This window comes from Streptomyces sp. HSW2009 (assembly GCF_040240285.1).
In the GTDB taxonomy this organism is placed as follows: domain Bacteria; phylum Actinomycetota; class Actinomycetes; order Streptomycetales; family Streptomycetaceae; genus Streptomyces.
On the sequence record NZ_JBEHZD010000501.1, the window covers coordinates 1 to 5,770 of the forward strand.

Genomic DNA, 5,770 nt, shown 5'->3' on the forward strand with positions numbered 1-5,770 from the left:
GGGGGGGGGGGGGGGGGGGGGGGGGGGGGGCCCCCGCGCCCCCCCGCGGGGGGGGGGGGGGGGGCCCCCCCCCCCCGGCCCCGTACCCGAGGTCACGGCGCCACGCCGGCCGCGCTCAGTCCGGTGGTCTCGGGCAGGCCGAGGGCGACGTTCATGCTCTGCACGGCGCCGCCCGCGGTGCCCTTGGTCAGGTTGTCGATGGCGGCGATGACGATCAGGCGCCCGGCCGCCGGGTCGTGGGCGAGTTGCAGCAGCGCGGTGTTGGCCCCGTACACGGCGGCGGTGGCGGGCCACTGCCCCGCGGGCAGCAGCCGGACGAAGGGCTCGCCGTCCAGCGCCTTCTCGTACGCGGCGCGGGCGGCGGCCTCGTCGATGCCGGGTCGGGTACGGGCGCTACAGGTGGCGAGAATGCCGCGGGGCATGGGCGCCAGGGTGGGCGTGAACGAGACGGTGACCCGCTCCCCCGCGACGGCGCTCAGGTTCTGCACCATCTCCGGGGTGTGCCGGTGACCGCCGCCGACGCCGTACGGGCTCATCGAGCCCATCACCTCGCTGCCGAGCAGGTGCGGCTTGGCGGCCTTGCCGGCGCCCGAGGTGCCGGAGGCCGCGACGACCACCGCGTCCGGCTCGATGAGGCCGGCGGCGTACGCGGGGAAGAGCGCGAGCGAGACGGCCGTCGGGTAGCAGCCCGGCACCGCGATCCGCTTGCTGCCGCGCAGCGCCTCGCGGGCGCCGGGCAACTCGGGCAGCCCGTACGGCCAGGTGCCGGCGTGCGGCGAGCCGTAGAACGCCTCCCAGTCGGCGGCGTCCTTGAGCCGGAAGTCGGCCCCGCAGTCGATCACCAGTACCTCGGGCCCGAGCTCGCGGGCGACCGCGGCGGACTGCCCGTGCGGCAGGGCGAGGAAGACCACGTCGTGGCCGGCGAGCCGGTCGACCTCGGTCGGTTCGAGCACCCGATCGGCCAGCGGCCCCAGGTGCGGCTGAAGCCCACCGAGCAACTGCCCGGCGTTGGAGTTCCCGGTCAGCGCCCCGATCTCCACCTCGGGATGCCCGAGCAACAGCCGCAGCACCTCACCCCCGGCATATCCACTGGCCCCGGCCACCGCCACCCGCACGGACATCGCAACCCCTCCTCGGTGATGGCATGACTATACGAAGGAGGGAAGCTTTATGCAATGGGGTGCGGGGTGGGGCGCACGCGTCCGACGCGGGGTGCCGGCCGTCGTCGCCGTACAGCCACAGCTCCGGGGCCGCAGGGCGGCCACGGCGGCGGGCGACGTACCGTGGCCCGGTGGGGAACGTATTCGGTGGCGGGGGTCGACGGCTCTACCTGTCCAACAGCGGCACGGAGGTCTTCGTCGACGTGCTGATGCTGGCGGTCAGTGAGCTCGCCGACGACGGGTGGGACCACCGCTTCGCGGCCCTCCTGACGCTCCAGGACCAGAACGTGATGGGGCGCGGAGCCGTCGGTTTCGACCTCCAGGCCATCGCGTGGGGTGCGACCGCGCGGGACCGTGCCCGGTCGAAGGGGTTCGTACTGCGCGCCACCGCGCTCGCGGCGAGCGGGCACCGCTGGGGCGAACTGGGGTACCGGCCGGCCTTCGCCGAGGACCATCTGCACCGGTTCGCGGCCCTGGTCGAGCCCTTCGAGCCGGCCGGCGACCCCGACCCCGACGGCGGCTTCCCCGGCCCCGACGAGGGCGCGTCGGCCTGCTGCGCACGCCATCGCGTGCTCAGTGCGCTCCCGCACTGGGAGGGGTGTTTCCTCTGCGTCAGGCCCAGGTGATCCCGAGCGGGGCGGATGCGCCGGCCCCGGCTGCCCGGCGGGGCTGCCGACCCCCGTTCGGGCCGGCGGCCCCGCGTGGCCGTACGGAGCGCGACGCGGCCGTTCAGATCTCGTAGGCCGGCGCCCCGACGGGGACGATCCGGCTCGGCTCCCGGCCGAAGCCCTCGATCAGCAGGTGGTCGTCGTACGCCTGCACCGTCGCGTACGCGGTGGTCCCGGTGTCGACCATGCCCTTGAAGGTGAGGAAGTGCGTGCCGCCGGTGAAGCCGTAGTTCCCGGCGTGGTTGTGCCCGTTGAACCAGGCCACGACGTTGTCGTACGAGGTGACCAGGTCGATGAGCTGCCGGTCGTTGTACGCGTTGTGCACGTTGACCGGGTAGATCGGGTGGTGGGCGTTGAGCACCACCTTCTCGCCCTTGCGGTGCGCGTGCGCGAGCGTCCGTTCCAGCCAGGCGAGTTGCCGCGCGCCCACGCCGCCGTTCCACTCCTGCGCCTGCGGCTTGCCCGCGGCCCGCAGTTCGGCGAGCATCCGCTGGGCCAGCGCGTGCTTCGCGGACCCGGCGGGGTTGCCGTAGGTGCTGACGTCGTTCGTGTCGACGACGATGAAGCGCCAGCCGTCGCGGCGGAAGTCGTAGTACGACGACGGCATGTGGAGGGCGTCGAGCACCTGCTCGCGCGGCATCTGGAAGTCGTGGTTGCCGAGCACGTGGCGCTTGGGCATCCGCAGCTTCTGCCAGATCGGCATGACCGCGGCGAAGCTCTCCGGGAACTCGTCCACGAAGTCGCCCAGGTGCACGGCGAACCGCAGGTCGGACTCGTTGAGCGTGCCGACGGCCTCGCGGAGCTTGGCGATCGACTGCCGGTAGAGGCGGACCGGTCCGTCGGGCTTGTCCGCGTACTGGCAGTCGGCGATGACGCCGAACCGCAGCAGCGGCCTGCCGTGCGCGGCGGCGGACTCGGCAGGCCCGGCGGCGACGGCGGCAGTGGCGGCGACGCCGAGGCCGAGGCCGAGGAAGCCACGGCGGTTCGTCGTGCGCGCCATGTCATCGGCGTACTGCGGGAGGTCGGGTGGCGTGGGCATCGTGCACTCCTGGCTGGACGTCTGCTTGCTGAACGCCGGCTCGCCGGCGGAGCGGTCGGGGCCGGGCACGCCGCGCCGGACCGCTTCGGGCAGGGCCGGCCGAGCCCGTCAGCCGGCCCGCGCCGGCGGCGCCCGGCTCAGTAGACCCCGCTGTCCGCTGCCACCGGGTGTACTTCGAGTTCCGGGACGGCCAACAGTTCGGTGATCAGCGCCGCGGAACCCCCGATGTACGTACTGACCAGGTCCACGTCGCCCCCCAGGCACCAGGCACGGTCCTGCGGCCACCACAGGTCGGGCAGTTCGGCGAACTCGTCCAGGGAGATCGGCGAGACGGCTTCGGCGAGCGTCCCGGCGAGCAGCACTTCCTCCCGGCCGGGCGTCTGGAAGGCGGGAACGTGGTCGAAGTCCCACCGTCCGTAGCCGTTCCACAGGCCGTACCAGCAGCGCTCGCTGGTCCGGGTGTGCCGGGCCAGGACCGGGATCAGCGCCCGGGCGACGGCGGGCGGGGTCGGGCCCTCCGCCGGGTGCTCGTCCCATACGCCGGGCACACCGTACTCGGCGGCGTTGTGGTAGGAGCGGTCCATCCCGATCAGCTCGTGCCAGGCAGCGTCCGGCCCCACCCGTTGCCCGTGGGCGGCGCCCACCGTCGCCCACCGCACCGGCTGCCCGTCGAGGGCGGCCGGGTGGAGGACCCGCGCGTAGGCGGCGAATCCGGGTGCGGCGATGCCCGCCACCGTCCCGAAGCCGCCCTGCCCCGGGGTGTGCTCGGTGAACCAGCGGGCCGGTCCGAGATCCGCGGTCTGCACGTGCAGGCGCCCGTACCACTCGGGAGCGGGCTGGCGATCGACCGGCGGGTAGTTGACCATCCGCACAGTCTGCCCAGTCGCACCGCCGGCGGGCCGAGTGGGTCCGCCGCGCGAGCCCAAAGGATTCACCCCGCAAGCCCGTCGGACCACGGTCGGTGAGTGCGGGGAATTGCCGCCTTCGGCGGGTGGGAATACGGGCCGTGCGGCGTGGCATTGCCCGTCCGGATGGGCGTCGGGCGCAGATGCGTACCCGTACGGATTCGTGCCGGTACGGATACCTGCTCTCCGTCGTGCCGTTGGTGGTACGGGTCGCCGGCGGGCGGAGTCGTGGCAGGTCACGGGCCCGGATGGGGAACGGGCCCGGTTGGGGAAGGGAATCGCCTCGGTGGGGCGTCACACGGGCGCGGGGAGGGGCTAGCCGGGCGCGGGCCGATCGGTACGGGAAATGGCGAAGGCGAGGAGTTTCGTACTCCTCGCCACTCTCAACATATAGCGCACCGGGGGGCTTGCGGCAAGGCCCCGGGGGTGCCGCAGAATCGCGCCTCGATGACGGAATCCGGGAATCCTGGACGCCGAAATTCCTGGACGTCGGGAATCGGGGACGTCGGGAATCGGGGACGTCGGGAATCCGGGTTGGCGCGAAATGGGGAGAGTCGAGCGATGCGGGTGGGGAATTCGGTGACCGGGGCGGGCGCGGGTGTGGGGAAGGCCGGGGAAGCCGGGCGGGCCGGCGACGGCCGCGAGACCGGGGGTGCGGGGGATGTCGGCGGCGCCGGGAGCGCCGGGGACATTGACGTGATCGTGGTCGGGGCCGGGCCGACCGGGCTGATGTTGGCCTGTGAGTTGCGGTTGCACGGGGTGCGGGTGGTGGTGCTGGAGCGGCTGGCCGAGCCGACCACGCAGTCCCGGGGGCGCGGGCTGCACGTGCGCAGCGTGGAGGTGATGGACCAGCGCGGCCTGTTGGACCGGTTCCGCGCGGTCGGCGAGCGGTTCCAGGTCGGTGGCCCGTTCGCGGGGCTCAGTACGCCCTGGCCCGCGGGGATGGACACGGCGCATCCGTACGGCCTGGCCATGCCGCAGCCGGTCACCGAGCGCGTACTGACCGAGCGGGCCGTCGAACTCGGCGCCGAACTGCGCCGCGGCTGCCCGCTGGTCGGCCTCGACCAGGACGAACACGGCGTACGGGCCGAGCTCGCCGACGGTACGCGGCTGCGCTCGCGCTACCTGGTGGGCTGTGACGGCGGGCGCAGTACGGTGCGCGGGCTCGTCGGGGTGGGCTTCCCCGGCGAACCCGCCACGGCCGAGACGCTGCTCGGCGACATGGCAGTGACCGCGGACGCGGCGACGGTGGCCGCCGTGACGGCCGAGGTGCGGAAGCGGCACGTGCGGTTCGGCACCGTCGCGGAGGGCGACGGCACGTACCGGATCATCGTGCCCGCCGCCGTCGAGTCCCCCGCCACGAAGTCCACTGCCACGGAGTCCCCCGCCACGAAGTCCGCTGCCGCGGGGTCCGACGAGCGCGCCGACACGCCGGACTTCGAGGAGTTCAAGCAGCGGCTGCGGGAGGTCGCCGGCACCGACTTCGGTGCGCACTCGCCGCGCTGGCTCTCCCGGTTCGGCAACGCGACCCGACAGGCCGAGCGCTACCGGGTCGGCCGGGTACTGCTGGCCGGCGACGCGGCGCACATCCATCCGCCGGCGGGCGGGCAGGGCCTGAACCTGGGGGTGCAGGACGCGTTCAACCTCGGCTGGAAGCTGGCGGCCGAGGTCGCCGGCTGGGCGCCGGCGACCCTGCTGGACAGCTACCACGCGGAACGGCACCCGGGGGGCGCCCGCGTGCTGACCAACACCCGCGCCCAGACCGCGTTGATGGGCACGGACGCGGGCGCGAAGGCGCTCCAGGAGCTCTTCGCGGAGCTGACGGAGTTCGAGGTGGTGAACCGGCACCTGACCGAGATGATCACCGCGGTCGGGGTCCGTTACGACTTCGGCGCGGGGCCCGACGCCTCCGGCCTCGTCGGGGGGCGGGCGGGGGGCGGGGGGGCGGCGCCGGCGGGGGGGGGGGCGGGGGGGCGGCGCGCCCCGGGGCGCGGGCCC

5 protein-coding genes are annotated in these 5,770 nt (G+C 74.1%); 2 read left to right on the top strand and 3 right to left on the bottom strand.

Annotation, left to right across the window (positions count from 1 at the left end):
* Positions 1-92: 92 nt before the first annotated feature.
* Positions 93-1,121, bottom strand: a complete 1,029-nt coding sequence (gene argC / locus AAHZ94_RS27300; RefSeq protein WP_349996084.1) for an N-acetyl-gamma-glutamyl-phosphate reductase — start codon at positions 1,119-1,121, stop codon at positions 93-95.
* A gap of 170 nt (positions 1,122-1,291) precedes the next feature.
* On the opposite strand from argC, the gene AAHZ94_RS27305 reads away from it, so the two are divergent.
* Entirely contained in the window at positions 1,292-1,786 is a 495-nt protein-coding gene (locus tag AAHZ94_RS27305) for a hypothetical protein (protein ID WP_349996085.1), read from the top strand.
* Between the two features lie 103 nt (positions 1,787-1,889).
* On the opposite strand, the gene AAHZ94_RS27310 is transcribed toward AAHZ94_RS27305, so the two are convergent.
* The gene (locus AAHZ94_RS27310) at positions 1,890-2,867 is read right to left on the bottom strand and encodes a metallophosphoesterase (RefSeq protein ID WP_349996087.1); all 978 of its coding nucleotides are present in this window, start codon (positions 2,865-2,867) and stop codon (positions 1,890-1,892) included.
* Between the two features lie 137 nt (positions 2,868-3,004).
* Positions 3,005-3,733 carry a hypothetical protein gene (locus tag AAHZ94_RS27315; protein ID WP_349996088.1) on the bottom strand — a complete coding sequence of 243 codons (729 nt, stop codon included), beginning with the start codon at positions 3,731-3,733 and terminating at the stop codon, positions 3,005-3,007.
* Positions 3,734-4,333: 600 nt separating this feature from the next.
* On the opposite strand from AAHZ94_RS27315, the gene AAHZ94_RS27320 reads away from it, so the two are divergent.
* The coding region (locus tag AAHZ94_RS27320; protein ID WP_349996090.1) for an FAD-dependent monooxygenase at positions 4,334-5,770 on the top strand (1,437 nt) is incomplete at its 3' end.